A 24676-nucleotide genomic window follows, 5' to 3' on the forward strand; every position below is an offset into this window, starting at 1 on the left:
CGCATAATAACGATGGCGATGAAAAAGTTGCTCATAGCGTCGCTGCTGTTTAGCAGCGCCACCGTATACGGTGCTGACGGGTTCGTAGTGAAAGACATTCATTTCGAAGGCCTTCAGCGTGTCGCCGTTGGTGCGGCCCTCCTCAGTATGCCTGTGCGCCCCGGCGATACGGTTAATGATGATGACATCAGTAACACCATCCGTGCTCTGTTTGCCACTGGCAACTTCGAGGATGTCCGCGTCCTGCGCGATGGTGATACGCTTCTGGTTCAGGTTAAAGAACGTCCGACGATCGCCAGTATCACCTTCTCCGGTAACAAGTCGGTGAAAGATGACATGCTCAAGCAGAACCTTGAAGCATCTGGCGTACGTGTGGGGGAATCCCTGGATCGCACAACCCTTTCAGACATAGAAAAAGGTCTGGAAGACTTCTATTACAGCGTGGGTAAATACAGTGCCAGCGTGAAAGCGGTTGTGACGCCGTTGCCACGTAACCGTGTTGACCTGAAACTGGTCTTCCAGGAGGGTGTTTCTGCGAAGATCCAACAGATCAACATCGTGGGTAACCACGCGTTCAGCACCGATGAACTGATCTCTACGTTCCAGCTGCGCGACGAAGTGCCATGGTGGAACGTGGTGGGCGATCGTAAATACCAGAAGCAGAAACTGGCGGGCGACCTTGAAACCCTGCGCAGCTACTATCTGGATCGCGGTTATGCCCGTTTCAACATCGACTCGACTCAGGTCAGTCTGACGCCAGACAAGAAAGGCATCTACATTACGATTAACATCACAGAAGGCGATCAGTACAAGCTTTCTGGTGTTGACGTAAGTGGTAACCTGGCAGGCCATTCTGCTGAGATCGAATCGCTGACCAAAATTCAGCCGGGCGAGCTGTATAGCGGGTCTAAAGTGACCAAAATGGAAGACAGCATTAAGAAGCTGCTCGGCCGCTATGGTTATGCTTACCCGCGTGTACAAACTCAGCCTGAAATCAACGACGCGGATAAAACTGTGAAGCTTCACGTTAACGTTGATGCGGGTAACCGTTTCTACGTGCGTAAGATCCGCTTCGAAGGTAACGACACCTCTAAAGATTCTGTCCTGCGTCGCGAGATGCGTCAGATGGAAGGCGCATGGTTAGGTAGCGACCTTGTTGACCAGGGTAAAGAGCGTCTGAACCGTCTGGGCTATTTCGAAACGGTTGATACCGATACCCAGCGTGTTCCGGGCAGCCCGGATCAGGTTGATGTCGTTTATAAAGTCAAAGAGCGTAACACCGGTAGCTTTAACTTCGGTGTGGGCTACGGTACTGAAAGCGGCGTCAGCTTCCAGGTCGGCGTACAGCAGGATAACTGGCTGGGTACGGGTTACTCCGTAGGTATCAACGGTACCAAAAACGACTACCAGACCTACTCTGAGTTCTCTGTTACCAACCCATACTTCACCGTAGATGGTGTGAGCCTGGGCGGTCGTATCTTCTATAACGACTTTAAAGCAGATGACGCGGATCTGTCTTCTTACACCAACAAGAGCTACGGTGTAGATGGCACGCTCGGCTTCCCGGTTAACGAATACAACTCGCTGCGCGCTGGTTTAGGTTATGTGCATAACGACCTGTCCAACATGCAACCGCAGGTGGCGATGTGGCGTTATCTGGACTCTATTGGCCAGTCAACCAGTAAAAATGGGGACAACAACGGCTTTGCTGCTGATGACTTCACCTTCAACTATGGCTGGACCTATAACCGTCTCGACCGTGGTTATTTCCCGACGGAAGGTTCTCGTGTCAACCTGAACGGTAAAGTGACCGTTCCGGGGTCTGATAACGAGTTCTACAAGGTAACGCTGGACACCGCGTCCTACTTCCCAATTGATGACGACCACAAGTGGGTAGTCCTGGGTCGTACCCGTTGGGGCTATGGCGATGGTTTAGGTGGCAAAGAACTGCCATTCTATGAGAACTTCTACGCCGGTGGTTCCAGCACCGTTCGTGGCTTCCAGTCCAACAACATTGGTCCGAAAGCGGTCTATTACGGCGGTAACGACACCGATAACTGTAATAAATCGTCGTCTTCTGAAGTCTGTAGCTCTGATGATGCGGTGGGCGGTAACGCCATGGCCGTTGCCAGCCTGGAGTTCATCACACCAACGCCGTTCATCAGTGATAAATACGCAAACTCAGTCCGTACATCCATCTTCTGGGATGCCGGTACTGTATGGGATACCAACTGGGAGAATACTGCCCAGATGCGTGCGGCAGGCGTACCAGACTACAGCGATCCGAGCAATATTCGCATGTCTGCAGGTATCGCATTACAATGGATGTCACCGCTGGGGCCGTTGGTCTTCTCTTACGCCCAGCCGTTTAAGAAATACGATGGAGACAAAGCGGAGCAATTCCAGTTTAACATTGGTAAAACCTGGTAATAATCCGCTGCAATGGAATGCGTTGGCAGTGTAGCGCTGACAACTGGCGATCGGTAACACGATCGCCTTGCCACGCAAAGAACGGTACCTTCTGGTGCCAATGGGATGGTAAGGAGTTAATTGTGAAAAAGTGGTTATTAGCTGCAGGTCTCGGTTTAGCGATGGCAACCTCTGCTCAGGCAGCAGACAAAATTGCAATCGTCAACATGGGTAATTTGTTCCAGCAGGTTGCACAGAAAACAGGTGTTTCTGCGACGCTGGAAAACGAATTCAAAGGCCGTGCAAGCGAACTGCAGGGTATGGAAAACGATCTTCAGTCCAAAATGCAGCGTCTGCAGCGTGATGGTTCTACCATGAAAGCGAGCGACCGTAGCAAGCTGGAAAAAGACGTAATGGCTCAGCGTCAGACGTTCTCCCAGAAAGCGCAGGCTTTCGAGCAGGATCGTCAGCGTCGTTCTAACGAAGAGCGTGGCAAGCTGGTGACTCGCATTCAGACTGCTGTTAAAGCAGTTGCTGCCGATCAGAGCATCGATCTGGTTGTTGATGCGAATGCCGTTGCTTTCAACAGCAGCGATGTTAAAGACATCACCGCTGATGTTCTGAAACAGGTTAAATAAGTAATGCCTTCAATTCGACTGGCTGATTTAGCTCAGCAGTTGGATGCAGAATTACACGGTGATGGCGATCTCGTCATCACCGCTGTTGCGTCCATGCAATCTGCTAAAGCCGGCACTATTACCTTCATGGTAAGCCCTAAGTACCGTGAGCAACTGGCTCAATGCCAGGCGTCAGCTGTTGTTCTGACGCAGGACGATCTTCCGTTTGCCACTGGAAGCGCGTTGGTAGTGAAAAATCCCTACCTGACGTATGCACGCATGGCACAAATTCTTGATTCCACGCCGCAGCCGGCGCAGGACATTGCTGCCAGTGCAGCGATTGATCCAACGGCTCAGCTTGGTCACAACGTGGCAGTTGGCGCAAATGCCGTTATCGAATCTGGCGTGGTGCTGGGCGATAACGTTGTCATTGGTCCAGGTTGCTTCGTTGGGAAAAATACGAAAATCGGCCCCGGGACCCGTTTATGGGCCAACGTGTCTGTTTACCATGAAGTAGAAATTGGCGAAAATTGCCTCATTCAGTCCAGCACAGTGATTGGTTCTGATGGCTTTGGCTACGCTAACGATCGTGGTAATTGGGTTAAGATCCCACAGCTTGGTCGCGTGATTATCGGCGATCGTGTTGAGATCGGTGCTTGTACCACCATTGACCGTGGTGCACTTGACGATACGATTATTGGCAATGGTGTTATCATCGATAATCAGTGCCAGATTGCGCATAACGTTGTGATTGGCGACAATACCGCGGTTGCGGGTGGCGTTATCATGGCGGGCAGCCTGAAAATTGGCCGTTACTGCATGATCGGCGGTGCGAGCGTGATTAATGGCCATATGGAAATATGCGACAAGGTGACCGTGACAGGAATGGGCATGGTAATGCGTCCTATCACCGAACCTGGCGTCTATTCCTCTGGCATCCCGCTGCAACCCAACAAGGTATGGCGTAAAACAGCTGCTCTGGTGATGAATATTGATGATATGAGCAAGCGACTCAAGTCTCTTGAGCGCAAAATCGATCAACAAGACTAAGCGTTCATCCGTTTAATGCTATATTCCCCGGCCTGTCGGCTTTCTTATAAACCGGCAGGCCGTGTTATTATTTTTATCAGTACATTTTGACAGGAAGAGTATTTTGACTACTGACACTCATACTCTGCATATTGAAGAGATTTTAGAACTTCTGCCGCACCGCTACCCGTTTTTGCTGGTAGACCGTGTGCTGGATTTTGAAGAAGGTCGTTTTCTGCGCGCAGTGAAAAATGTTTCCGTGAACGAGCCGTTCTTCCAGGGACACTTCCCGGGTAAACCTATCTTCCCGGGTGTGTTGATTCTGGAAGCGATGGCACAGGCTACCGGTATTCTTGCGTTTAAAAGCGTGGGCAAACTGGAGCCGGGTGAGCTGTACTACTTCGCGGGTATCGATGAAGCGCGCTTCAAGCGTCCTGTCGTGCCTGGTGATCAGATGATCATGGAAGTCACTTTTGAAAAAACGCGTCGCGGCCTGACTCGCTTCAAAGGCGTAGCCCTGGTTGACGGCAAAGTTGTTTGCGAAGCGACTATGATGTGTGCTCGTAGCCGGGAGTCTTGATACGTGATTGATAAATCCGCCTTTATTCATCCTACCGCCATTGTGGAAGTCGGTGCCATTATTGGTGCTAACGTCCATATTGGCCCATTTTGTATTGTTGGACCCCATGTCGAAATTGGTGAGGGTACAGTACTGAAATCTCACGTTGTCGTGAATGGTCATACGACTATTGGCTGCAATAACGAGATCTATCAGTTCGCTTCCATCGGCGAAGTAAACCAGGATCTTAAATATGCTGGTGAGTCGACCCGTCTGGAAATCGGCGATCGTAACCGCATTCGCGAAAGCGTCACCATTCATCGTGGAACAGTACAGGGTGGTGGATTGACGAAGGTGGGCAGCGACAACCTGTTTATGGTTAATGCGCATATCGCGCACGACTGTACGGTAGGTAACCGCTGTATTCTTGCCAACAACGCAACGCTGGCAGGACACGTATCGGTAGATGATTTCGCAATTATTGGCGGCATGACCGCAGTCCATCAGTTCTGCATCATTGGTGCACACGTGATGGTCGGCGGATGCTCCGGTGTGGCGCAGGATGTCCCACCGTTCGTCATTGCGCAGGGTAACCATGCCACGCCGTTTGGCGTGAACATCGAAGGCCTCAAGCGTCGTGGCTTTAGCCGCGAAGCGATTACTGCAATCCGCAACGCGTACAAGCTGTTGTACCGTAGCGGTAAAACGCTGGAAGAGGCGAAGCCGGAAATTGCCGAGCTGGCGGAGAAGCACCCTGAAGTGAACGAGTTCATGACGTTCTTTGACCGTTCCACAAGGGGTCTGATTCGTTAATGGTCGACAGTCGTCCGCTTACGATAGCCCTGGTCGCCGGAGAAACCTCCGGCGATATTCTTGGTGCAGGTCTTATCCGCGCACTTAAGGCCCGGGTACCCAATGCACGCTTTGTAGGCGTTGCTGGCCCGCTGATGCAGGCCGAAGGCTGTGAAGCCTGGTATGAAATGGAAGAGCTGGCTGTGATGGGCATCGTTGAGGTGCTGGGTCGCCTGCGTCGTCTGCTGCACATTCGTGCCGATCTCACCCGTCGCTTTACCGAACTCAAACCCGATGTGTTTGTCGGTATCGATGCACCGGATTTCAACATTACCCTCGAAGGGAATCTGAAGCAGAAGGGCATCAAAACCATTCATTATGTCAGTCCGTCCGTCTGGGCGTGGCGACAGAAACGCGTTTTCAAAATCGGACGGTCAACCAACCTGGTGCTGGCTTTTCTGCCTTTCGAAAAAGCGTTTTACGACAAATTTAATGTCCCGTGCCGTTTTATCGGTCATACCATGGCGGATGCAATGCCGCTGGACCCGGATAAAAACGCGGCGCGCGATGTGCTGGGTATTCCCCATGATGCGCACTGTCTGGCACTGCTGCCCGGTAGCCGTGGTGCAGAAGTCGAGATGCTCAGCGCGGACTTCTTGAAAACGGCGCAAATCCTTCGCAAGACCTATCCTGACCTCGAAGTGGTTGTGCCGCTGGTGAATGCAAAACGTCGCGAGCAGTTTGAGCGCATCAAGGCGGACGTTGCTCCGGATCTCCATGTTCATCTGCTGGACGGGAAGGGCCGTGAGGCGATGGTCGCAAGCGACGCCGCACTGCTGGCCTCGGGCACCGCTGCGCTGGAGTGTATGCTGGCGAAGTGCCCGATGGTGGTTGGCTATCGCATGAAGCCGTTCACCTTCTGGCTGGCGAAACGTCTGGTGAAAACGGACTATGTCTCTCTGCCAAACCTGCTTGCCGGGCGCGAGCTGGTAAAAGAGCTTCTGCAGGATGAGTGCGAGCCGCAGGCGCTGGCCGATGCGTTGTTACCGCTACTGGCCGACGGCAAAACCAGCCACCAGATGCATGATACGTTCCGCGAACTGCATCAGCAGATCCGCTGTAATGCCGATGAACAAGCGGCTGAAGCGGTGCTGGAGTTAGCAAAATGATGGAATTTATTTATCCTCACACCCACCTCGTGGCGGGTGTGGACGAAGTCGGTCGTGGCCCGTTAGTGGGTGCAGTGGTGACCGCTGCGGTGATCCTCGATCCTGCTCGCCCGATTATCGGGTTAAACGACTCTAAAAAATTGTCTGAAAAGCGCCGTCTGGCGCTGTTTAGTGAGATTCAGGAAAAGGCGCTGGCCTGGAGCCTGGGGCGTGCAGAGCCGCATGAGATCGACGAACTCAATATTTTGCATGCCACTATGCTGGCGATGCAGCGTGCAGTGGCGGGTCTGAAAATTACCCCGGAGTATGTCCTGATTGACGGAAACCGCTGCCCTGCATTGCCGATGCCGTCAATGGCGGTGGTGAAAGGCGATAGCCGGGTCGCAGAAATCAGTGCGGCTTCTATCATTGCCAAAGTGACGCGTGATGCCGAAATGGCCGCGCTGGACCTCACTTACCCTCAGTATGGCTTCGCCCAGCATAAGGGTTATCCAACGGCCTTTCATCTGGAAAGGCTGGCTGAACATGGCGCAACTGAACATCACCGACGCAGCTTTGGCCCGGTGAAACGCGCGCTGGGACTGGTGTCCTGAATCAATACGCAAGCAATTAAGTAACGCGGAATCTGAAGATGGCTGAACCACGTTTCGTACACCTGCGGGTGCATAGCGACTACTCCATGATCGATGGGCTGGCGAAGACCGGGCCGCTGGTAAAAAAGGCGGCCTCGCTTGGCATGCCTGCGCTGGCGATCACCGATTTTACCAACCTGTGTGGCCTGGTGAAGTTCTACGGAGCGGCACATGGCGCGGGGATGAAACCCATCGTTGGCGCGGATTTTCACGTCCAAAGCGATCTTATCGGCGATGAATTGACGCAAATCTCCGTGTTAGCGATGAATAACGTAGGGTATCAAAACCTTACTCTGCTTATCTCCAAAGCCTATCAGCGCGGCTATGGCGCACTGGGGCCGTGGATCGACCGGGACTGGCTGGCTGAGCTGAACGACGGGCTGCTGCTGATCTCCGGCGGCCGTATGGGTGATGTCGGCAAATGTCTGCTGCGTGGCAACAGTGCGCTGGTGGATCAGTGCGTGTCGTTCTATGAAGAACATTTCCCGGATCGTTACTACCTTGAGCTGATCCGCACCGGTCGGCAGGACGAAGAGAGTTACCTGCACGCCGCGGTTGCGCTGGCTGAAGAACGCGGCCTGCCCGTGGTGGCAACCAATGACGTGCGTTTCCTTGAGCCTGGCGATTTTGACGCGCACGAGATTCGCGTCGCGATCCATGATGGCTTCACGCTTGACGATCCGAAACGTCCGCGCAACTACTCGACGCAGCAGTACATGCGCAATGAAGAGGAGATGTGCGAACTCTTCTCCGATATCCCGGAAGCGCTGGAGAACAGCGTAGAGATAGCCAAACGCTGTAACGTCACCGTGCGCCTTGGCGAATACTTCCTGCCGCAGTTCCCGACCGGGGACATGACCACGGAAGACTTCCTGGTCATGAAGTCAAAAGAAGGCCTCGAAGAGCGTCTGGAATTCCTCTTCCCGGATGAAGAAGAGCGTAAAAAGCGTCGTCCGGAGTATGACGAGCGCCTGGATATTGAACTCCAGGTGATCAACCAGATGGGTTTCCCGGGCTACTTCCTGATCGTTATGGAGTTTATCCAGTGGTCGAAGGATAACGGCGTACCGGTTGGACCGGGGCGTGGCTCCGGTGCGGGCTCGCTGGTGGCCTATGCACTCAAAATTACCGACCTCGACCCGCTGGAATTTGACCTGCTGTTCGAACGTTTCCTTAACCCGGAACGTGTCTCGATGCCCGACTTTGACGTCGACTTCTGCATGGAGAAACGCGACCAGGTTATTGAACACGTGGCGGACATGTACGGCCGCGACGCGGTATCGCAGATTATTACCTTCGGTACGATGGCAGCGAAAGCGGTTATTCGCGACGTTGGCCGTGTACTGGGGCATCCGTACGGTTTTGTCGATCGTATCTCTAAACTGGTGCCACCTGACCCAGGTATGACGCTGGCAAAAGCGTTTGAAGCTGAACCACAGCTGCCAGAAATCTACGAAGCCGATGAAGAAGTTAAAGCGCTGATCGACATGGCCCGCAAGCTGGAAGGCGTTACGCGTAACGCCGGTAAGCATGCGGGTGGGGTGGTTATCGCGCCGACCAAAATCACCGATTTTGCGCCGCTATACTGCGATGAAGCGGGCCAGCATCCGGTCACCCAGTTTGACAAGAACGACGTCGAATACGCCGGGCTGGTGAAGTTTGACTTCCTCGGTCTGCGTACGCTCACCATCATCAACTGGGCGCTGGAGATGATCAACGCCCGTCGCGAGAAGAACGGCGAGCCGCCGCTGGATATCGCGGCCATCCCGCTTGATGATAAGAAAAGTTTCGACATGCTGCAGCGCTCGGAGACCACCGCCGTCTTCCAGCTTGAATCCCGCGGCATGAAAGATTTGATTAAGCGCCTGCAGCCTGACTGCTTCGAAGATATGATCGCACTGGTGGCCCTGTTCCGTCCGGGCCCGCTACAGTCAGGGATGGTAGATAACTTTATTGACCGTAAGCACGGGCGTGAAGAGATTTCCTATCCGGATGTACAGTGGCAGCACGAGTGCCTGAAGCCCGTTCTGGAGCCAACCTACGGCATTATCCTGTACCAGGAACAGGTTATGCAGATTGCCCAGGTGCTCTCTGGCTACACCCTTGGTGGCGCGGACATGCTGCGTCGTGCGATGGGTAAGAAAAAGCCGGAAGAGATGGCCAAGCAGCGCGGCACCTTCGAAGAAGGCGCAAGAAAAAACGGTATTGATGGCGAGCTGGCGATCAAAATCTTTGACCTGGTAGAGAAATTCGCCGGGTACGGATTTAACAAATCCCACTCTGCTGCCTATGCTTTGGTCTCTTACCAGACGCTGTGGCTGAAAGCGCACTATCCTGCTGAATTTATGGCGGCGGTTATGACTGCCGATATGGACAACACCGAGAAGGTGGTTGGCCTGGTGGATGAGTGCTGGCGCATGGGGCTTAAGATCCTGCCGCCGGATATCAACTCCGGTCTCTATCATTTCCACGTCAACGAGCACGGGGAAATTGTTTACGGGATTGGCGCGATCAAAGGCGTGGGTGAAGGCCCGATTGAGGCGATCCTCGAAGCGCGTAATAACGGCGGTTATTTCCGCGAGTTGTTCGATCTTTGCGCCCGTACGGACACCAAAAAACTGAACCGCCGCGTGCTCGAAAAACTGATCATGTCCGGCGCGTTCGACAGGCTGGGGCCGCATCGTGCCGCGCTGATGAACTCTCTCGGCGATGCGCTGAAAGCGGCGGATCAGCACGCCAAAGCGGAAGCGATCGGTCAGGCGGATATGTTTGGCGTACTGGCGGAAGAGCCAGAGCAGATAGAGCAGTCTTACGCCAGCTGCCAGCCGTGGCCAGAACAGGTGGTGCTGGATGGAGAGCGTGAAACGTTAGGCTTATACCTGACGGGGCACCCCATCACCCAGTACATCAAAGAAATTGAGCGCTATGTCGGAGGCTATAGGCTGAAAGACATGCATCCGACAGAACGTGGTAAAATCACCACGGCTGCGGGGCTCGTGATTGCTGCAAGGGTTATGGTCACCAAGCGCGGCAATCGTATCGGCATCTGTACGTTGGATGACCGTTCCGGGCGTCTGGAGGTGATGTTGTTCACCGACGCGCTGGATAAATACCAGCATTTGCTGGAAAAAGACCGCATACTTATCGTCAGCGGACAGGTCAGCTTTGATGACTTCAGTGGGGGGCTTAAAATGACCGCCCGCGAAGTGATGGACATTGACGAAGCCCGGGAAAAATATGCTCGCGGGCTTGCTATCTCGCTGACGGACAGGCAAATTGATGACCAGCTTTTAAACCGACTCCGTCAGTCTCTGGAACCCCACCGCTCGGGGACAATTCCAGTACATCTCTACTATCAGAGGGCGGATGCACGTGCGCGGTTGCGCTTTGGTGCAACGTGGCGTGTCTCTCCGAGCGATCGTTTACTTAACGATCTCCGTGGCCTCATTGGTTCGGAGCAGGTGGAACTGGAGTTTGACTAATACAGGAATACTATGAGTCTGAATTTCCTTGATTTCGAACAGCCGATTGCTGAGCTGGAAGCGAAAATCGATTCTCTGACAGCGGTAAGCCGTCAGGATGAAAAACTGGATATTAACATCGATGAAGAAGTGCATCGTCTGCGTGAGAAAAGCGTAGAACTGACGCGCAAAATCTTTGCCGATCTCGGCGCATGGCAGATCGCCCAGCTGGCGCGTCATCCACAGCGTCCGTACACCCTGGATTATGTCCGCCTGGCGTTTGACGAATTTGACGAACTGGCAGGCGATCGCGCTTACGCTGACGACAAAGCTATCGTCGGCGGCATCGCACGTCTGGACGGGCGCCCGGTGATGATCATTGGTCATCAGAAAGGCCGTGAAACCAAAGAGAAAATTCGTCGTAACTTTGGTATGCCGGCACCAGAAGGCTATCGTAAAGCCCTGCGTCTGATGGAGATGGCTGAGCGTTTCAAGATGCCAATCATCACCTTCATCGACACCCCGGGTGCGTATCCTGGCGTGGGCGCGGAAGAGCGTGGCCAGTCAGAAGCCATCGCGCGTAACCTTCGCGAGATGTCTCGCCTGAAGGTGCCGGTCATCTGTACCGTTATCGGTGAAGGGGGTTCCGGTGGTGCGCTGGCGATTGGCGTGGGCGATAAAGTGAATATGCTGCAGTACAGCACCTATTCCGTTATCTCCCCGGAAGGTTGTGCCTCTATTCTGTGGAAGAGCGCCGATAAAGCGCCTCTGGCTGCAGAAGCGATGGGCATCATTGCCCCACGTCTGAAAGAGCTGAAGCTGATCGACTCCGTGATCCCTGAACCTCTGGGTGGCGCGCATCGTAAGCCGGAAGTGATGGCGGCTTCCCTGAAAGCGCAGCTGCTGGCAGACCTGGCGGACCTGGATGTCCTGAGCACAGAAGATCTGCTCAACCGTCGTTACCAGCGTCTGATGACCTACGGTTACGCGTAAGCTTCACAATTATCCTAAAAGCCGCACATTGTTGCGGCTTTTTTTATGCCTGCCGTTTACCTTAACTATGCTTAGCTAATGTTTTTAAAGGAGGTAAACCGTGAACATCATCGCCATTATGGGGCCGCACGGCGTCTTTTATAAAGACGAGCCCATTAAGGAGCTGGAGCACGCCCTTCAGTCCCGCGGGTACCAGCTGATTTGGCCGCACAATAGCGCCGACCTGCTGAAATTTATCGAGCACAACCCTCGCATCTGTGGCGTGATCTTCGACTGGGACGAGTACGACATGGAGTTGTGCAGCGATATCAATAAGCTGAACGAATATCTCCCGCTGTACGCTTTTATTAATACCCACTCGACAATGGACGTGAGCGCTCATGATATGCGAATGGCGCTGTGGTTCTTTGAATACTCACTCGGTGTCGCGGAAGATATTGCGACCCGTATTCAACAGTACACCGGTGAATATCTCGATAACATCACCCCACCGTTTACCCGCGCGCTGTTTACTTACGTCAAAGAAGGCAAATACACCTTCTGCACGCCAGGCCATATGGCAGGGACGGCCTATCAAAAAAGCCCGGTGGGTTGTTTGTTCTATGATTTCTTCGGGGGCAACACGCTTAAAGCGGACGTGTCGATTTCCGTCACTGAACTCGGATCGCTGCTCGATCACACCGGACCGCACCTGGAAGCTGAAGAATACATTGCCCGGACTTTTGGTGCCGAGCAGAGTTATATGGTGACCAACGGCACCTCGACATCAAACAAAATCGTCGGAATGTACGCCGCACCCGCCGGCAGCACCTTGCTGATTGACCGTAACTGCCACAAGTCGCTGGCTCATCTGTTGATGATGAGCGATGTCGTGCCGTTATGGCTCTCCCCGACGCGAAACGCGCTTGGGATCCTCGGCGGGATCCCGCGTCGTGAATTTAGCCACGCCGCGATTGAACATAAGGTCGCGGCGATCCCGGGGGCAAGCTGGCCGATCCATGCGGTCATCACTAACTCCACCTATGACGGTCTGCTCTATAACACCAACTGGATTAAGCAGACGCTGGATGTGCCGTCGATCCACTTTGACTCCGCGTGGGTGCCATACACCAACTTTCACCCGATTTACGCGGGAAAAAGCGGCATGAGCGGTGAGCGCGTGCCGGGCAAAGTGTTTTTCGAAACGCAGTCGACGCACAAAATGCTGGCCGCGTTTTCTCAGGCCTCGCTTATTCACATCAAAGGCGAGTACGACGAAGAGACGTTTAACGAAGCCTTTATGATGCACACCACCACCTCGCCAAGCTATCCGCTGGTGGCCTCTATTGAAACGGCGGCGGCAATGCTGCGCGGGAATCCGGGCAAGCGTCTGATCAATCGGTCTGTTGAGCGGGCGCTGCATTTCCGTAAAGAAGTCCAGCGGCTTAAAGATGAAGCGGACGGCTGGTTCTTCGATATCTGGCAACCCGAAGAGATTGATGAGGCCGAGTGCTGGCCTGTCTCACCCGGCGAGAGCTGGCACGGTTTTCGCGATGCCGACGCCGACCATATGTTCCTCGACCCGGTGAAGGTAACGATCCTGACGCCGGGGATGGACGAACAGGGCACGATGAGTGACGAAGGCATTCCTGCTGCTCTGGTGGCAAAATTCCTTGATGAACGTGGCGTAGTGGTGGAGAAAACCGGCCCGTATAACCTCTTGTTCCTGTTCAGTATCGGGATTGATAAAACCCGTGCGATGGGTTTATTGCGCGGACTGATGGAGTTTAAGCGCGCTTACGATCTCAACCTGCGGGTGAAAAATATGCTGCCGGATCTTTATGCTGAAGATCCTGACTTCTACCGCAATATGCGCATTCAGGATCTGGCCCAGGGGATCCATCGGCTGATTCGTCAGCACGATCTGCCGCGCCTGATGCTGCAGGCGTTTGACGTGCTACCAGAGATGAAGTTGACCCCACACAAGGCCTGGCAACGTCAGGTGAAAGGGGAGGTTGAAACCGTTGAGCTGGAAAATCTGGTCGGGCGCGTGTCGGCTAACATGATCCTGCCTTATCCGCCGGGCGTACCGTTGTTGATGCCGGGGGAGATGATCACCGAAGAGAGTCGGGCGGTGCTCGATTTTCTGCTGATGCTCTGCTCAGTGGGGCGCCACTATCCGGGCTTTGAGACTGATATTCACGGGGCGAAGCGCGATGAGCAAGGGGTTTACTGGGTGCGAGTCCTAAAATAAGGGCGACAGCTTGCCAGGCCCGGGTTGTCGGTTGTAACGTTCAGGCATCATAAAAAGGAGAAGCTATGCTGGGTTTAAAACAGGTTCATCATATTGCGATCATTGCCACCGATTACGCAAAAAGTAAGGCCTTCTACTGCGATATTCTGGGCTTTACGTTATTAAGCGAGGCTTACCGTGAGGAGCGTGACTCCTGGAAAGGCGATCTCGCTTTAAACGGGCAATATGTGATTGAGCTGTTCTCTTTTCCTTTTCCGCCAGCACGTCCGTCCCGCCCGGAAGCCTGCGGCCTGCGCCACCTTGCCTTTAGCATCGACGACATTGATCGCGCCGTAAAACATCTGGAGACCCACGGCGTGAAGTGCGAAGCGATTCGTATCGATCCGTTCACCGACAAGCGTTTTACCTTTTTCAACGATCCGGATGGCCTTCCGCTGGAGCTTTACCAGCAGTAATTTCCACCCTGTGTGATAATGCCCGCTCAGTTCGGGCATTTTTATGTGTGATTTTCTATGACCCTACCCGCGATTGCTCAAGCCGTTTCACCGTACCGCCAGCTGCTGGTGGGGTTTAGCGGTGGCCTGGATTCCACCGTTCTGCTCCACCGTCTCAAACTCTGGCGTGACAACGAGTCTGATATTCAGCTTCGGGCGATGCACATTCATCACGGGTTAAGCCCGCACGCGGATGCGTGGGTGGCACACTGCGAGGCGGTGTGTGCAGCATGGGCGATCCCGCTGACTGTTGAACGTGTACATCTCCAGGATGAGGGGCTGGGCATTGAGGCGCAGGCGCGTAAAGCACGCTATGCCGCTTTTGCCGCTGAATTACAGCCTGACGAAGCGCTGGTCACGGCGCAGCATCTCGATGACCAGTGCGAGACGTTATTACTGGCCCTCAAACGAGGAAGCGGCCCGGCGGGGCTATCCGCGATGCCAGAACGGGCTGATTTCGCCGGATCGCACCTCCTTCGTCCACTGCTTGGCGAGACGCGAGCCTCGCTGGAAACGTGGGCACGGGAACACGGGCTGAGCTGGATTGAAGATGAAAGCAACCAGGATGACCGCTATGACCGTAACTTCCTGCGTCTGCGTGTCGTACCGCTTCTGAGCGAGCGCTGGCCGCACTTTGCAGAAGCGGCAGCACGCAGCGCCATGCTGTGCGCTGAACAGGAGAGTCTGCTGGATGAGCTGCTGAGCGAAGTGCTGGCGCAACTGATTACCGCGCAGGGATCGCTTACCATCGCACCGCTGGAAGCAATGAGCCCGGCGCGTCGGGCCGCATTGTTACGACGCTGGCTGGCCGCTCACGGTGCCGCTATGCCGTCGCGGGCAATGCTGGCTCGTCTCTGGGATGAAGTCGCCCTGGCACGGGAAGATGCTACGCCGTGTGTGCACCTGAACGGTTTCGACGTCAGACGCTATAAAGGGGCGCTCTGGTGGGTTAAATCATCTCCCTCGCTCGCCGACAGGGTGCTCGACTGGCCGTCGCTTGCGGAACCGCTGCTGTTGCCCTGTGATGCCGGTCGTGTGTCTCTGGTGCCAACCGGCCATGTGCGTCTGCCTGAACCCGGGGAGCCGGTCACTGTGCGCTTTAAGGCGGGCGGACTGCTGCATATTGTCGGGCGCAACGGAGGGCGGAAGCTGAAGAAAATCTGGCAGGAGAGCAATGTGCCGCCCTGGCGACGCGATACCACGCCGCTACTTTTCTACGGTGAAACGCTGATTGCAGCAGCAGGGGTATTCATTACGCAAGAGGGGTGGGCAGAAACGGGCGTGCAGTTTGAGTGGAAAGCGTAACGGGCAGCCGGGCTGCCCGTTAGTGTCATCAGGATTCGCTCACCACAACGGTGCCGATTTGCGGGTGGCTGAAGCTGGCAATTTTGTCCAGACGTAGCTCACGCGTCGCCCCGGCATCTTCCACTATCAGATATTCCACATTCTTTCGCGAAACCAGGTCGCTGGCTTTTGCCTTCAACACTTCGCCATCTTTTAGCTCCAGCGTCAGTATTAAATGATGCTGGCAGGCGAGTTCGAGGTTGTCATAGTCATCACAATTGATGGGTTGATAAGTTTCATTCATTGACATAATCGCTCACCAGTAAATTCGCCGCAGCATACGCTGCTTTTTCCCTGACCGATTCTGAAAGGCCCTCATCAGAGGCCACTTCATTAAGCACTTTCAATACACAGCCCAACGCGTCCGGGACATACCCCAGATCTCCGCTGGCGATTTCCGCATACCGTTTGCGAATTAACTCACAATAATTATTCACATCCCCTCCCGCCAGCGCACTGACTTACTGTGAGATATCATTAAGCCTACGAAGATAAACTCGGTTTAGCAAGGTGACTATACCATACTCATTTAAGCAATATCAGCGCCTTGATAGCCGGTGAATGTTCACCCGGGAACAGCCTTTTTATTCCTTTTTCGCTACAATGTGCGCCTGATTCGAAAGGAGTTCTCTCATGGCGCTGAAAGCGACAATTTATAAAGCTGTGGTCAATGTGGCAGATCTTGACCGCAACCAGTTCCTGGATGCGTCACTCACTCTGGCACGCCACCCCTCTGAAACCCAGGAGCGCATGATGCTGCGCCTGCTGGCGTGGATAAAGTATGCTGACGAGCGTCTGCAATTTAGCCGTGGCTTAAGCGCTGAGGACGAGCCAGAGGCCTGGCTGCACAACGATCATCTGGGTATCGATTTATGGATTGAACTCGGTCTGCCGGATGAGCGTCGCATTAAAAAGGCCTGCACGCAGTCCGCTAACGTGGCGTTATTCGCGTATAATCAACGTGCTGCGGAAATCTGGTGGCAGCAAAGCAAGAGCAAGTGCGGGCAGTTTGCCAACCTTACCGTCTGGTATCTGGACGATGATCAACTGGCGAAGCTGAGCGAGTTTGCCAGCCGGACGATGGTCCTGCAGGCCACAATTCAGGACGGTGCTATCTGGCTTTCTGATTCTCAGAATAATCTGGAAATTCATTTGACGGCGTGGCAGCCAGCGCCATGATTGTCTTGTCCCGAAACGTTAGCATCCCTGACAATGAGCTGGAGATCACCGCCATCCGTGCTCAGGGGGCGGGTGGACAGCACGTTAACAAGGCTTCAACGGCTATCCATTTGCGCTTTGACATTCGGGCCTCCAGCCTGCCAGAGTATTACAAAGAAAGCCTGCTCGCTGCCAGCCATCACCTGATCACCAGTGATGGCGTGATTGTGATTAAAGCGCAGGAGTACCGCAGCCAGGAGTTGAACCGCGAAGCGGCGATTGCCAGACTGGTGTCGATGATTAAAGAATTAACGGCAGTGCAAAAAAGCCGTCGGGCAACGCGACCGACCCGCGCATCGAAAGAGCGTCGGCTATCGTCGAAGGCCCAAAAATCCACAGTGAAAGCACTACGCGGTAAAGTTCGTCGCCCTACGGAGTGACGAAAAGGAACACAATTTCATAAGGAATTCATTGTGAAAAAAGCATTATTGTCAGCGCTGGCAGTGAGTACGCTGTTTGCGCTTTTCGGGTGTAACAACCGTTCTGAAACGCAGGTCGTGCAGCCTGCGCAGAATGAAGAGTTAAAGCCAATGCAGCAGAGCTGGCGCGGCGTTTTACCGTGTGCCGACTGCGAGGGCATTGAAACGTCACTGTTCCTGCAGAAAGACGGTACCTGGGTTATGAACCAGCGTTATCAGGGGGCGAAAGAACCATCTTCCTTTGCGAGCTACGGGACATGGGCGCGTACGGCTGAGAAGCTGGTACTGACGGATACCACCGGTGAGAAAACCTATTTCCGCGCCAAAGGTGAAGGGATGGAGATGCTCGACCGCGAAGGCAATCCGATTGAGTCCCAGTTCAACTATACGCTGGCCCCGGTGAAAGCTGCTCTGCCTGCAACGCCAATGCCAATGCGTGGGATGTATTTCTATATGGCGGATGCGGCGATCTTTACCGACTGCGCCACCGGCAAGAAAATCAGCGTGGCGAACAATGCGCAGCTGGAGCGTGATTACGCTGTTGCGCGTGGCAATGACAGCAAGCCTGTCCTGCTGACGGTAGATGGTCACTTTACGCTGGAGCCGAACCCGGACAGCGGAGAGCTGGTGAAAACGCTGGTGGCAGATAAAGACGCGAAGTTTGTTGCGGGCAAAGACTGTAACAGCAAATAAGCCGATATCGACCCATTAAAAAACCCCGCCTGAGCGGGGTTTTTTGTTGAACGTTAACCTTTGATGGCTTTCACCAGGTAATCAAGAATGTCGCCAGTCTTGATCATCTGCTTTTCACCACTGCGACGGTATTTGTATTCAATGTCGTCGCTGTCGAGGTTACGGTCGCCGATGACTACGGTGTGCGGGATACCGATCAGTTCCATATCGGCAAACATCACGCCTGGACGCTCTTTACGGTCATCCATCAGCACTTCGATACCCTGAGCGCGCAGCTCGGAGTAAAGTTTTTCGGCCAGCTCCTGCACACGGTAAGACTTGTGCATGTTCATTGGCAGAATAGCCACCTGGAACGGGGCGATATTGTCTGGCCAGACGATGCCACGTTCATCGTAGTTTTGCTCAATGGCTGCTGCAACCACACGCGTCACACCGATACCGTAGCAACCCATGGTCAGGATCTGGTTGCGGCCATCTTCCCCCTGAACGGCGGCATTCAGCGCGCGGGAATATTTATCCCCCAGCTGGAAGATGTGGCCCACTTCGATACCGCGTTTGATCATCAGGGTGCCCTGGCCGTCCGGGCTTGGATCGCCTGCCACCACGTTACGGATATCAGCCACTTCCGGCGTCGCGACATCGCGATCCCAGTTGATACCGAAGTAATGTTTACCGTCGATGTTAGCGCCAGCGGCGAAGTCGCTCATTGCGGCTACCGTACGGTCAATAACCACCGGAACCGGCATATTCACCGGGCCCAGAGAGCCAGGACCTGCGTTCACGACGGCACGGATTTCCGCTTCCGTTGCGAACGTCAGCGGGCTGGCAACCTGAGGCAGCTTCTCAGCTTTCACTTCATTTAGTTCGTGATCGCCACGCACCAGCAGGGCAACCAGCGGGTACGCGCTACCTTCGGTGGATTTCACCAGCAGGGTTTTTACCGTTTTTTCGACGGGCAGGTTGAACTGCTCAACCAGCTCGGCAATGGTTTTTGCGTGAGGTGTATCAGCCAGCGTCATCTCTTCCGTTGCAGCAGCACGTGGCGCTTTAGGGGCCAGCGCTTCTGCAAACTCGATGTTCGCAGCGTAATCAGAAGAGTCAGAGAAGATCACATCGTCTTCACCGCTCTGAGCCAGAACCTGGAACTCATGAGACGCGCTTCCGCCGATAGAACCGGTATCAGCCTGCACAGCACGGAAATCCAGACCCATACGGGAGAAGATTTTGCTGTAAGCCTCGTACATTTTGTCGTAGGTCTCTTGCAGCGATTCCTGAGACGTATGGAAAGAGTAAGCATCTTTCATCAGGAATTCGCGTGAGCGCATGACGCCGAAACGTGGGCGAACTTCATCACGGAACTTGGTCTGGATCTGGAAGAAGTTTAGCGGCAGCTGTTTGTAAGAGCTCAGCTCATTACGAATCAGGTCGGTAATGACTTCTTCATGCGTTGGGCCGAGGACGAATGGACGCTCGCCACGATCAACGAAACGCAGCAGCTCAGGGCCATATTGCTCCCAACGGCCGCTCTCCTGCCACAGGTCAGCGGGCTGAACCACAGGCATGGACACCTCGATAGCACCGGCGTTGTTCATCTCTTCACGCACGATGTTTTCGACTTTTTTCAGGACGCGCACGCCGGTCGGCAGCCAGGTATATAACCCGGAGGCCAGCTTGCGGATCATCCCGGCGCGCAGCATCAGCTGATGGCTGATCACTTCGGCGTCGGCAGGCGTCTCCTTCAGAGTGGAGAGCAGATATTGGCTAGTACGCATGTTGTTACGGTTCCATTTCGACGATTGGAACAGGCTGAAACACCAGCCTGAGACAAAAAAAGTGGTTTAGTTTACCAGTGTGGCAAAGATGCCAAAAGAGAGGAGGACAAAATTACCTGGGTTCAAGGGCAAACACTTCAAAACCTGCCCCGGTCACGCGCCAGCGAACGTTAAAATCCAGCAGCCAGACGGCGTAGGTTTTCCCGGCGTCCTCTTCTTTACGATAGGCCGGACGGGGGTCCTGAGCCAGCACTTCGGTGATAAAGTCACGAAGGCGGGGATAGCGTGTTTCCAGCTGCTCAAGCTGCGTGGTTATCTCAGCCGTGAAGTGAACAGGCATATCTGCCTGCGGTGCTTCCTGTGCATAGCTTGCGCGGGCATCAGGTAACGCTTCGGCAAAGGGGAGATACGGCTTGATATCGATAACCGGCGTGCCATCAACCAGGTCAAGGCTGCCTAACTCCAGTATGACCTGATCCTTCTGACAGCGTATACCTTTCAGTTCGACCAGCGACATCCCGACAGGGTTTGGACGGAAGGTTGAGCGCGTCGCAAACACGCCCATCCTGGCGTTGCCTCCCAGACGAGGAGGGCGTACGGTCGGACGCCAGCCACCTTCCATCGTCTGGTGAAACACAAACACAACCCATAAGTGGCTGAATGCTTCGAGCCCGCGTACGGCATCGGCCTGATTGTAGGGCGCGATCAAGTGAAGCTCGCCACCGCTGGTGACCAGACCTGGCTGGCGTGGCACGGCGAACTTCTCTTTATAGGGAGAGCGAATAACGCCTATCTGTTCGAACTGAAATGAACTCATTTCGCCGTAATGTTCAGCGCCGAGCCGATGCAAACCGCCTGACGGTAGCAACCCGGTGTTCCACTGGTCACTTCGCAGCTATGCAGCAGAACCGCGTTGGCTTTCATTTTTGCCGCGTTGATCTGCATGCGTTTACGCGCTGTTGGGATATTCGGTGGAGAGTCCTGATTGGTAGCCTGACAGGATTCGCCGCTTACTTCACCCAGTTCACGGAAAGGTTTACCCACGAGTTCGTCAGCTTTGGTAATAATGCGAACCGGCGCAGGGCGAGGCGCTTTCGGTTTTACGGGTTCTGCTTTTGGCGGGGTTGCCGTGCTTTGGACAGGTTCAACAGGAGATCTGCTTAGCATAGAACAGCCGCTCAGCATGAGTGCTAAAAGACAGATCGGTAAAGCACGCATAATAATTCCTCAATGGATAATCAAAACGTCAGATATTGAATCAGTTGACTGCACAAATGACAAGACGGGCATAAGCCCGTCTTGATGATATTACACTGAGGTGAGATTACCAGCCCTTAACAGCGCCGCCGTTAAACACTTTGTTGGCTTCCTGGTAAACTTCGTCAGACTGATAAGCCTGTACGAACTTCTTCACGTTTTCCGCATCTTTGTTGTCTTCGCGAGTCACGATCAGGTTTACGTACGGGGAGTCTTTGTCTTCAACGAAGATACCGTCTTTCGCTGGCGTCAGGCCAATCTGGCTGGCGTACGTGGTGTTGATAACGGCCAGGGCAATCTGCGCGTCGTCGAGAGAACGTGGCAGCTGTGGGGCTTCCAGCTCAACAATTTTCAGATTTTTCGGGTTCTCGGTGACATCCAGAACGGTTGGCAGCAGGCCAACACCGTCTTTCAGTTTAATCAGGCCCACTTTCTGCAGCAGCAGCAGGGAACGGCCAAGGTTGGTTGGGTCGTTAGGGACGGCAACCTGAGAGCCTGGCTGCAGTTCATCCAGAGATTTAATTTTCTTGGAGTAACCGGCAATAGGGTAAACAAAGGTGTTACCCACACCCACCAGTTTATAGCCGCGATCCTTGATCTGCTGATCAAGGTAAGGTTTGTGCTGGAAGGCGTTGGCGTCGATATCACCTTTGCTCAGCGCTTCGTTCGGCAGAACGTAATCGTTAAAGGTCACCAGCTCAACGTCCAGACCATACTTCTCTTTCGCGACTTTCTGCGCGACTTCAGCAACCTGCTGTTCTGCACCCACGATAACGCCCACTTTGATGTGGTTTGGATCTTTTTCGTCCTGACCGCAACCCACCAGTGCCAGAGAGCCGATCAGCGCGCCTACCGCTGCAAAGGTCTTTAATTTAAACGCCATGTTATATCCTTAACTCGTCGAGTTTGTGTTGTGTGTAACGTTATTTGTGAGTAACAGTCCGGACGATGCGATCGCCAGAGAACTGGATTAAGTAAACCAGCACAACCAGCAATACCAGAACGGTATTCATTACGGTAGCGTTATAACCAATATAGCCGTACTGGTAGCCAATCTGGCCTAAACCGCCGGCGCCAACGGCACCGCCCATCGCGGAATAACCCACCAGAGTAATCAACGTAATGGTTGCCGCGTTAACCAGCCCAGGCAGCGCTTCAGGCAGCAGGACTTTACGCACGATCTGCATTGGCGTTGCCCCCATCGCGCGGGAAGCCTCGATCAAACCGGTCGGGATTTCCAGCAGGGCGTTTTCCACCATACGGGCGATAAACGGCGCAGCTCCCACGGTCAGCGGAACGATGGCTGCCTGCAAACCGATAGACGTTCCCACGATCACACGGGTAAATGGAATCATCCACACCAGCAGAATAATGAACGGGATAGAACGGAAGATATTCACCAGTGCAGACAGGGTGCGATACAGCTTCGCGTTCTCAATGATTTGTCCCGGGCGCGTCACATACAGCAGCACGCCGACCGGCAGACCAATCACAAAACCAAAGAAGCCTGATACAAAGGTCATTGCCAGCGTTTCCCAAACGCCGCGAACCAGCAGCCACATCATCGGCTCAGACATAACCCAGTACCTCTACTTTTACGTGATGTTCTTGCAGCCAGGCAATTGCCGCCTGGGTTTCTGCTTGTGTGCCGTGCATTTCCGTCAGCATGATGCCGAACTTCACGCCACCGGCGTAATCCATTTGCGCGCTGATGATGTTGTTATTCACATTAAAGCGGCGCGCGGTTTCGGACAGCAGTGGCGCATCGACGGACTGGCCAGTGAACTCCATACGCAGCATCGGGACGCTGTCCGCGGTCGATTCTGTTTTTAAACGCTCCAGATAATCTTCCGGAATATCCAGGTGCAGCGTGGACTGAATAAACTGTTGTGCCAGTGGGGTTTTCGGATGGGAAAACACTTCGCTGACCGTGTCTTGCTCAATCAACTCACCGTTGCTGATTACCGCGACGCAATCACAGATGCGTTTCACCACGTCCATTTCATGTGTAATAAGGAGAATGGTCAGGCCGAGGCGACGGTTGATGTCCTTCAGCAGCTCCAGAATGGAACGCGTAGTGGCGGGATCTAATGCGCTGGTGGCTTCATCGCACAGCAGCACTTTCGGGTTACTTGCCAGCGCGCGGGCAATGGCCACACGCTGTTTTTGTCCACCGGACAGGTTTGCCGGGTAGCTATCGTGTTTATCACCCAGACCAACGAGATCCAGCAGTTCGGTTACGCGACGCTTAACTTCTTCTTTTGGCGTGTTGTCCAGTTCCAGCGGTAAGGCAACGTTGCCAAACACCGTACGGGAGGCCAGCAGGTTAAAGTGCTGGAAGATCATGCCAATCTGGCGGCGTGCTTTCGTCAGTTCTTTCTCTGAAAGGGCGGTCAGTTCCTGCCCGCCTACTTCTACACGACCCTGGGTTGGGCGCTCAAGCAGGTTAACACAACGGATCAGCGTACTTTTACCTGCACCCGATGCGCCAATGACGCCATAAATTTGACCAGCAGGAACATGCAGGCTGACATTGTTCAGCGCCTGAATGGTTCGGTTCCCCTGCTGGAACACTTTGGTGATATTGGAAAGTTTAATCATTAGATTATTTTTATCGTATGTAAGTTAGCCGTGGCATTTTCTTCTGCCAGATACGGGTGATGACCGTAAACAAAACGGATGTTAAGGCATCCAGACGTCTAAATCAATCCAACTCTGTACGATGAGCACTTTATTGCGCTGCGATTCATGAGATACTAGCTGTACATGCCTTTTTCAGGAGCAAACCGGTGGCAAAATCAGTACCCGCAATTTTTCTCGATCGTGATGGCACTATTAATGTGGATCACGGTTATGTCCACGAGATTGATGAGTTCGAGTTTATCGAGGGCGTTATCGATGCCATGCGCCAGCTGAAAGAGATGGGCTATGCGCTGGTGGTCGTGACCAACCAGTCCGGCATCGCACGTGGAAAATTCACCGAGGCGCAATTCGAGACGCTGACGGAATGGATGGACTGGTCGCTGGCTGACCGCGGTGTCGAACTTGATGGCATTTACTATTGCCCGCACCACCCGCAGGGAACTGTAGAAGAGTTTCGCCAGACGTGTGATTGCCGCAAGCCGCATCCGGGAATGTTTATCTCTGCGCAGGAATTCCTGCATATCGATATGGCTGCTTCTTATATGGTGGGCGATAAACTGGAAGATATGCAGGCAGCAACCGCCGCAGGTGTGGGGACTAAAATTCTTGTGCGCACCGGCAAACCTGTGACGCCCGAAGCAGAGAGTGCCGCGGATTGGGTGATTAATAGCCTGGTAGAACTGCCAAAAGAGATTAAAAAGCACCAAAAATAGCCTTTTTGGTGAAAAGGTGAGCGGTCGAAATAAAAATGCATATTTCCGCTTGTCATTCCTCGGCGGCACCCTATAATGCGCCTCCATCGACACGGCGGAAGTGAATCACTTCACAGTTAACCCGGTCGGTTGAAGAGAAAAAATCCTGAACATCAGGGTTGACTCTGAAAGAGGAAAGCGTAATATACGCCACCTCGCGACGGTGAGCTGTAAGCCGCGTCGCAACTGC

General features: G+C 53.9%; 24 protein-coding genes. 16 read left to right on the top strand and 8 right to left on the bottom strand.

The window, feature by feature from the left end:
• Positions 1-12 precede the first annotated feature (12 nt).
• From bamA to tilS, 12 genes are all read left to right on the top strand, one after another.
• Positions 13-2430, top strand: coding sequence for an outer membrane protein assembly factor BamA (bamA, locus tag AB6731_RS14500; RefSeq protein ID WP_014168707.1), 2418 nt, complete (start codon positions 13-15; stop codon positions 2428-2430).
• Positions 2431-2552: 122 nt separating this feature from the next.
• Positions 2553-3047: a molecular chaperone Skp gene (gene skp, locus AB6731_RS14505; protein ID WP_020882619.1), complete on the top strand. Its 495-nt coding sequence runs from the start codon at positions 2553-2555 to the stop codon at positions 3045-3047.
• Positions 3048-3050: 3 nt separating this feature from the next.
• On the top strand, positions 3051-4076 hold the full coding sequence (gene lpxD / locus AB6731_RS14510; RefSeq protein ID WP_371006499.1) for a UDP-3-O-(3-hydroxymyristoyl)glucosamine N-acyltransferase: 1026 nt from the start codon (positions 3051-3053) through the stop codon (positions 4074-4076).
• Positions 4077-4179: 103 nt separating this feature from the next.
• Positions 4180-4635 carry a 3-hydroxyacyl-ACP dehydratase FabZ gene (gene fabZ, locus AB6731_RS14515; RefSeq protein ID WP_010426706.1) on the top strand — a complete coding sequence of 152 codons (456 nt, stop codon included), beginning with the start codon at positions 4180-4182 and terminating at the stop codon, positions 4633-4635.
• A 3-nt stretch (positions 4636-4638) separates the two neighbouring features.
• On the top strand, positions 4639-5427 hold the full coding sequence (lpxA, locus tag AB6731_RS14520; RefSeq protein ID WP_020882620.1) for an acyl-ACP--UDP-N-acetylglucosamine O-acyltransferase: 789 nt from the start codon (positions 4639-4641) through the stop codon (positions 5425-5427).
• On the top strand, positions 5427-6575 hold the full coding sequence (gene lpxB / locus AB6731_RS14525; protein WP_032681631.1) for a lipid-A-disaccharide synthase: 1149 nt from the start codon (positions 5427-5429) through the stop codon (positions 6573-6575). The genes lpxA and lpxB overlap by 1 nt, the downstream gene beginning before the upstream one ends.
• Positions 6572-7168, top strand: a complete 597-nt coding sequence (rnhB, locus tag AB6731_RS14530) for a ribonuclease HII (protein ID WP_014168714.1) — start codon at positions 6572-6574, stop codon at positions 7166-7168. The genes lpxB and rnhB overlap by 4 nt, the downstream gene beginning before the upstream one ends.
• 38 nt (positions 7169-7206) lie before the next feature.
• A complete protein-coding gene (gene dnaE, locus AB6731_RS14535) occupies positions 7207-10689 on the top strand; it encodes a DNA polymerase III subunit alpha (RefSeq protein WP_014168715.1) in 3483 nt (1160 codons plus the stop codon).
• 12 nt (positions 10690-10701) lie between these two features.
• Positions 10702-11661 carry an acetyl-CoA carboxylase carboxyl transferase subunit alpha gene (gene accA / locus AB6731_RS14540; RefSeq protein WP_014168716.1) on the top strand — a complete coding sequence of 320 codons (960 nt, stop codon included), beginning with the start codon at positions 10702-10704 and terminating at the stop codon, positions 11659-11661.
• A 100-nt stretch (positions 11662-11761) separates the two neighbouring features.
• Entirely contained in the window at positions 11762-13894 is a 2133-nt protein-coding gene (locus tag AB6731_RS14545) for a lysine decarboxylase LdcC (RefSeq protein WP_014168717.1), read from the top strand.
• 65 nt (positions 13895-13959) lie between these two features.
• Positions 13960-14349, top strand: coding sequence for a VOC family protein (locus AB6731_RS14550; protein ID WP_047955066.1), 390 nt, complete (start codon positions 13960-13962; stop codon positions 14347-14349).
• A gap of 57 nt (positions 14350-14406) precedes the next feature.
• Entirely contained in the window at positions 14407-15693 is a 1287-nt protein-coding gene (gene tilS, locus AB6731_RS14555; protein ID WP_047955067.1) for a tRNA lysidine(34) synthetase TilS, read from the top strand.
• Between the two features lie 28 nt (positions 15694-15721).
• On the opposite strand, the gene rof is transcribed toward tilS, so the two are convergent.
• Entirely contained in the window at positions 15722-15982 is a 261-nt protein-coding gene (gene rof / locus AB6731_RS14560; protein WP_014168720.1) for a Rho-binding antiterminator, read from the bottom strand.
• Positions 15969-16169 (bottom strand): YaeP family protein, encoded by a 201-nt coding sequence (locus AB6731_RS14565; RefSeq protein WP_014168721.1) that lies wholly within the window; start codon positions 16167-16169, stop codon positions 15969-15971. Before AB6731_RS14565 ends, rof begins: the two co-directional genes overlap by 14 nt.
• Before the next feature lie 196 nt (positions 16170-16365).
• Here AB6731_RS14565 and AB6731_RS14570 point away from each other — a divergent pair, with 196 nt between their 5' ends.
• Genes AB6731_RS14570 through nlpE form a run of 3 tightly spaced genes read left to right on the top strand, consistent with a single transcriptional unit; the run spans position 16366 to position 18062 of the window.
• Positions 16366-16911, top strand: a complete 546-nt coding sequence (locus tag AB6731_RS14570) for a YaeQ family protein (protein ID WP_047955068.1) — start codon at positions 16366-16368, stop codon at positions 16909-16911.
• On the top strand, positions 16908-17330 hold the full coding sequence (gene arfB, locus AB6731_RS14575; RefSeq protein ID WP_020882624.1) for an alternative ribosome rescue aminoacyl-tRNA hydrolase ArfB: 423 nt from the start codon (positions 16908-16910) through the stop codon (positions 17328-17330). Before AB6731_RS14570 ends, arfB begins: the two co-directional genes overlap by 4 nt.
• A 33-nt stretch (positions 17331-17363) precedes the next feature.
• Positions 17364-18062, top strand: coding sequence for an envelope stress response activation lipoprotein NlpE (gene nlpE / locus AB6731_RS14580; RefSeq protein WP_014168724.1), 699 nt, complete (start codon positions 17364-17366; stop codon positions 18060-18062).
• Between the two features lie 53 nt (positions 18063-18115).
• On the opposite strand, the gene proS is transcribed toward nlpE, so the two are convergent.
• From proS to metN, 6 genes are all read right to left on the bottom strand, one after another.
• Positions 18116-19834: a proline--tRNA ligase gene (proS, locus tag AB6731_RS14585; protein ID WP_371006500.1), complete on the bottom strand. Its 1719-nt coding sequence runs from the start codon at positions 19832-19834 to the stop codon at positions 18116-18118.
• Positions 19835-19946: 112 nt separating this feature from the next.
• Positions 19947-20651, bottom strand: a complete 705-nt coding sequence (gene tsaA / locus AB6731_RS14590; RefSeq protein ID WP_047743467.1) for a tRNA (N6-threonylcarbamoyladenosine(37)-N6)-methyltransferase TrmO — start codon at positions 20649-20651, stop codon at positions 19947-19949.
• The gene (gene rcsF / locus AB6731_RS14595; RefSeq protein ID WP_014168727.1) at positions 20648-21052 is read right to left on the bottom strand and encodes an Rcs stress response system protein RcsF; all 405 of its coding nucleotides are present in this window, start codon (positions 21050-21052) and stop codon (positions 20648-20650) included. Before rcsF ends, tsaA begins: the two co-directional genes overlap by 4 nt.
• A gap of 106 nt (positions 21053-21158) precedes the next feature.
• A complete protein-coding gene (metQ, locus tag AB6731_RS14600; RefSeq protein WP_014168729.1) occupies positions 21159-21974 on the bottom strand; it encodes a methionine ABC transporter substrate-binding lipoprotein MetQ in 816 nt (271 codons plus the stop codon).
• A 40-nt stretch (positions 21975-22014) separates the two neighbouring features.
• Positions 22015-22668, bottom strand: coding sequence for a methionine ABC transporter permease MetI (locus AB6731_RS14605; RefSeq protein WP_014168730.1), 654 nt, complete (start codon positions 22666-22668; stop codon positions 22015-22017).
• On the bottom strand, positions 22661-23692 hold the full coding sequence (metN, locus tag AB6731_RS14610; protein WP_014168731.1) for a methionine ABC transporter ATP-binding protein MetN: 1032 nt from the start codon (positions 23690-23692) through the stop codon (positions 22661-22663). Before metN ends, AB6731_RS14605 begins: the two co-directional genes overlap by 8 nt.
• A gap of 188 nt (positions 23693-23880) precedes the next feature.
• Between metN and gmhB the strand changes: the two genes are divergently transcribed.
• Complete coding sequence (gene gmhB, locus AB6731_RS14615; protein WP_371006502.1) at positions 23881-24447, top strand: D-glycero-beta-D-manno-heptose 1,7-bisphosphate 7-phosphatase; 567 nt, start codon at positions 23881-23883, stop codon at positions 24445-24447.
• The last annotated feature ends 229 nt before the right edge of the window (positions 24448-24676 follow it).

Origin of the sequence: Enterobacter sp. RCC_40, from assembly GCF_041360735.1 — a bacterium.
In the GTDB taxonomy this organism is placed as follows: domain Bacteria; phylum Pseudomonadota; class Gammaproteobacteria; order Enterobacterales; family Enterobacteriaceae; genus Enterobacter; species Enterobacter ludwigii.

Coding starts and splice junctions, on each gene's coding strand:
- bamA (WP_014168707.1), top strand. CDS start 13: ATGGCGATGAAAAAGTTGCTCATAGCGTCGCTGCTGTTTAGCAGCGCC.
- lpxD (WP_371006499.1), top strand. CDS start 3,051: ATGCCTTCAATTCGACTGGCTGATTTAGCTCAGCAGTTGGATGCAGAA.
- lpxB (WP_032681631.1), top strand. CDS start 5,427: ATGGTCGACAGTCGTCCGCTTACGATAGCCCTGGTCGCCGGAGAAACC.
- rnhB (WP_014168714.1), top strand. CDS start 6,572: ATGATGGAATTTATTTATCCTCACACCCACCTCGTGGCGGGTGTGGAC.
- dnaE (WP_014168715.1), top strand. CDS start 7,207: ATGGCTGAACCACGTTTCGTACACCTGCGGGTGCATAGCGACTACTCC.
- accA (WP_014168716.1), top strand. CDS start 10,702: ATGAGTCTGAATTTCCTTGATTTCGAACAGCCGATTGCTGAGCTGGAA.
- AB6731_RS14550 (WP_047955066.1), top strand. CDS start 13,960: ATGCTGGGTTTAAAACAGGTTCATCATATTGCGATCATTGCCACCGAT.
- tilS (WP_047955067.1), top strand. CDS start 14,407: ATGACCCTACCCGCGATTGCTCAAGCCGTTTCACCGTACCGCCAGCTG.
- rof (WP_014168720.1), bottom strand. CDS start 15,982: ATGTCAATGAATGAAACTTATCAACCCATCAATTGTGATGACTATGAC.
- AB6731_RS14570 (WP_047955068.1), top strand. CDS start 16,366: ATGGCGCTGAAAGCGACAATTTATAAAGCTGTGGTCAATGTGGCAGAT.
- arfB (WP_020882624.1), top strand. CDS start 16,908: ATGATTGTCTTGTCCCGAAACGTTAGCATCCCTGACAATGAGCTGGAG.
- proS (WP_371006500.1), bottom strand. CDS start 19,834: ATGCGTACTAGCCAATATCTGCTCTCCACTCTGAAGGAGACGCCTGCC.
- tsaA (WP_047743467.1), bottom strand. CDS start 20,651: ATGAGTTCATTTCAGTTCGAACAGATAGGCGTTATTCGCTCTCCCTAT.
- rcsF (WP_014168727.1), bottom strand. CDS start 21,052: ATGCGTGCTTTACCGATCTGTCTTTTAGCACTCATGCTGAGCGGCTGT.
- metQ (WP_014168729.1), bottom strand. CDS start 21,974: ATGGCGTTTAAATTAAAGACCTTTGCAGCGGTAGGCGCGCTGATCGGC.
- AB6731_RS14605 (WP_014168730.1), bottom strand. CDS start 22,668: ATGTCTGAGCCGATGATGTGGCTGCTGGTTCGCGGCGTTTGGGAAACG.
- metN (WP_014168731.1), bottom strand. CDS start 23,692: ATGATTAAACTTTCCAATATCACCAAAGTGTTCCAGCAGGGGAACCGA.